5 protein-coding genes are annotated in these 2,960 nt (G+C 46.3%); 2 read left to right on the top strand and 3 right to left on the bottom strand.

From position 1 onward, the window contains the following. A partial coding sequence (locus tag LD39_RS23675) for a DUF3048 domain-containing protein (protein WP_035552265.1) occupies positions 1-362 on the bottom strand: 362 nt, incomplete at its 3' end. A 39-nt stretch (positions 363-401) separates the two neighbouring features. After that, complete coding sequence (locus LD39_RS19550) at positions 402-2,147, bottom strand: adenine deaminase C-terminal domain-containing protein (protein ID WP_035552262.1); 1,746 nt, start codon at positions 2,145-2,147, stop codon at positions 402-404. 73 nt (positions 2,148-2,220) lie between these two features. Here LD39_RS19550 and LD39_RS19545 point away from each other — a divergent pair, with 73 nt between their 5' ends. Together LD39_RS19545 and LD39_RS23950 are read left to right on the top strand one after the other, a co-directional pair. Continuing rightward, positions 2,221-2,475: a DUF2892 domain-containing protein gene (locus tag LD39_RS19545; protein WP_035552259.1), complete on the top strand. Its 255-nt coding sequence runs from the start codon at positions 2,221-2,223 to the stop codon at positions 2,473-2,475. A gap of 97 nt (positions 2,476-2,572) precedes the next feature. Further along, on the top strand, positions 2,573-2,677 hold the full coding sequence (locus LD39_RS23950; RefSeq protein WP_369793267.1) for an EYxxD motif small membrane protein: 105 nt from the start codon (positions 2,573-2,575) through the stop codon (positions 2,675-2,677). Here LD39_RS23950 and LD39_RS19540 read toward each other — a convergent pair. Continuing rightward, a partial coding sequence (locus tag LD39_RS19540; protein ID WP_035552255.1) for a phosphoribosylglycinamide synthetase C domain-containing protein occupies positions 2,642-2,960 on the bottom strand: 319 nt, incomplete at its 5' end. The two genes, LD39_RS23950 and LD39_RS19540, sit on opposite strands and share 36 nt — an antisense overlap.

Here is a 2,960-nt window from a genome sequence, read left to right as displayed (position 1 = left end):
CTTATCGGTCCAATTGTATCAGGAATCTGACTGTGGAACAAAGCAAGGAACCTTGTAATCTGCCCTTCAGCAAGCACTTCATAGACGATATCCGCCTGGCTCAGTCCGGACTGTGGTCTTGCCTTCGTATGGTTGTTGACCATCGCTGCGATTACTCTATGATCGACCGCTTCATCAGCAGCTTCACCTGTTAATGGATAAACTGCACCCATTTGTTCTTTTTCTTGAGAGCCTTCTGTCTCTTTTGGCTCTTGATTCGAGGCCGTCTCTTGATCCTTTTCAGGTTCTTCATTCGTCCCTGCACAAGCACTGAGCAGGAGTATAGAGAAGACCGCGACGCTCAGAAAAGCAAGCTTTCTCATTATAGCACTTCCCTGTTTTTAATGTTCCCCTCTTTCATTTTAACGCATTATCGAAGGAAAGAGTACCTCTTTCTTTTTCACATCCATGATTCCAAGTGGAGTAATCCGGATATATGGAAGGTGCATCGACGATAAGAAAAGCAGCGTATATACAGGATCTGTAAAGGAGAACCCGTGGACTTTCAATTGCTTTTTCAACTCTGATTCTTCGTCCATCAACTCTGGAAGAGGTAAATCAGACATGACGCCGCCTAAAGGAAGAGGAAGCTCGAAAACCACTTCTCCCTGATCAACGAGAACAATTCCGCCCCCAAGTTCATTCATGCGCTTGAACGCTTGCTTCATATCAGCGCGCGATTTTCCGATTAGAATAAGATCACCTGTATTCGAATAAGAACTGACGATGGCTCCTAATGAACTTGTAAAGCCTTTCAGAAGCGTATTGACGGTCCATTCTCCGTCTCGATCCATCAGCATGAGGAACGCTTCATCTGTCTCATGAGGCAAACGTTCGGCTGAAGCATCGATATCGATCGCATACGGCTTCATAATGACATCGTTGACCATCTCCATTCCAATGGGCATGGAGAACTGCATGTCCTGCTCTGTCACTTCCCAATCCAAACTCAGAGGTTCAATCCCGTTTTTCCCCCATGGAATCGCCGTTTTCCCATCGAGCATTTCTTCGTCACGCTTCACCCACTCTCCTTTCGCAATGACCGAATGAGGCGTCGGGTCATTCGGGTCAGATAAAAAATTGAGATGAGCCACACGTCCTGCGTTGATACTTCCGACTCGATTTTCGATACCAAAGTGACGGGCCGGTTGATAAGTCGCCATCATATAAGCATCAATCGCTGGAACACCGGCGTCCATAGCAATTTTAATACATGGATTGATCAGTCCTTCACGATAAAATTCAGGCGTCGATCCATCTGTGGTGTACATCATATGGTCGTAATGCGTATGATTTTTTTCTTGAAGACCTTTCAAAATATTTGGAAGGTCCGGTCGGATGGAAGAATAGCGAAGCCCTGTCTGATAGCCGACTTCCAGCCGTTTGATCACATCGTCTGCTGTCATCGATTCATGCTCAGAATCCATGCCGAGCAGTCTCATTTTGACCAGCGTCTTTTGTGAAGCGCCAGGCAAATGAGCTTCAAGTGGTTTTCTCGCCCGCTTCGTCTCCTGCATCCAATGAAGGATTTGTTCGTCGCCTCCGAAGAGTACATCCGGCCACGCGGTTAGTTCTCCGCCTTGTATGACAGCATCATGCTCGATCCAGGATAATACCTGCTCATCGAAGCGCTGCTTGTCTTCATCACTCAGCACCGATTGGGGATCAAAACGAGCCCACCAGTACATCGTTGCCGGCAAATTCATAAACTCTTCAAGCAAAGAAAACGCTTTCTCTTTTTCCGTTAAAAAAAGCCACATAAGATTATCGTTAATCAGAGTTGTGGTCCCTGTCCGAGCTGAATATTCCGCCAAGCTTCGGGGATTATATAACTGAAACGGATGGGCGTGCGGCTCAATATAGCCCGGGACAATATAACTGTCCTTCCCATCGATGATTTCTGTTCCGTCTGTATTGGCAGGAAGCTCTGGACCGGTATAGAGGATACGATCCTCATAAAGCCAAATGTGTCCTGTCATCCATTGTTTCATATATACGTTCAAGTATGTCGTATTTTTGATCAGTTTGGTTGGCGCCTGTGTGCCATCAATGACAGCTGCATGTTCACGAAGCTGCCGATTACGCCAACGGAATCGTGTTTCATTCATGGAGCGTCCTCCCTTGTTTCAATATGTTCTATCGTAACACACGAACACCCCATCTTGCTAAGGAGGAACTCACGTGATACCAAATATCGGGATCATTAACTCTATGGTTCGAATTACCGCAGGATTAAGCATGCTTACTTTTTTAACGATGCAAGGCCATAAACAGGAAGATTCATTCGTTCAACGGATGATGGTCGTGATCGCTGCTATGAAAGTGGCAGAAGGAATCGTTGGCTACTGCCCAATGAAAGCCATGTATGATGAAATGGTTTATGAGCATGACGGGTTAGAGGAAGATTGGGAGCAGGAGTTTCCTAAGGAAGTGTAAAGCTTCTTGCTTCATTTTCCGAGGCTTAAGCGCTGTTTAGCAAAAATAATAAAAGGACGGGGAGTCTCCCGTCCTTTCCATAAAGGATGAATAATGTATGGATTTCTTAGAATATTTTACAGACGTCGGCTTCGTAGTCGTCACCATCATCGGTACCTTGGCTGCTTTACTTTACGTAGGGGTGCGTCGACGAAATCGATGAAAGACCAATGTCACGTCTGTAATAAAAATCTTTATTTCCTTCGAACATCTGCAAATGTTCGTACACCTCTTCCAGTGCTTGAGGCAGACTTTTCTCTTTCGCTCCAACGAGCAGCACACGCCCTCCACTGGATACATACCCATGCTCACTATTTTCCGTACCGGCATGGACCGTATAGACGTGACTCTTTCCATTTATAACAGGTACTGGCCGCCCTTTCTCATATCCCCCCGGATATCCGCTCGAAGCAACGACAACACCTGCGCAAGCCTGGTCCGCCCAG

The sequence above is a fragment of the Halobacillus sp. BBL2006 genome, from assembly GCF_000786645.1.
Classification (GTDB): domain Bacteria; phylum Bacillota; class Bacilli; order Bacillales; family Halobacillaceae; genus Halobacillus.
The sequence above is the reverse complement of the archived record's forward strand: the minus strand, read 5'-3'. Positions and strand labels throughout refer to the sequence as shown.

What these genes read in the sequence shown, in the direction of transcription:
- LD39_RS19550 (WP_035552262.1), bottom strand. Translation starts at nt 2,147, where the DNA reads ATGAATGAAACACGATTCCGTTGGCGTAATCGGCAGCTTCGTGAACAT.
- LD39_RS23950 (WP_369793267.1), top strand. Translation starts at nt 2,573, where the DNA reads ATGGATTTCTTAGAATATTTTACAGACGTCGGCTTCGTAGTCGTCACC.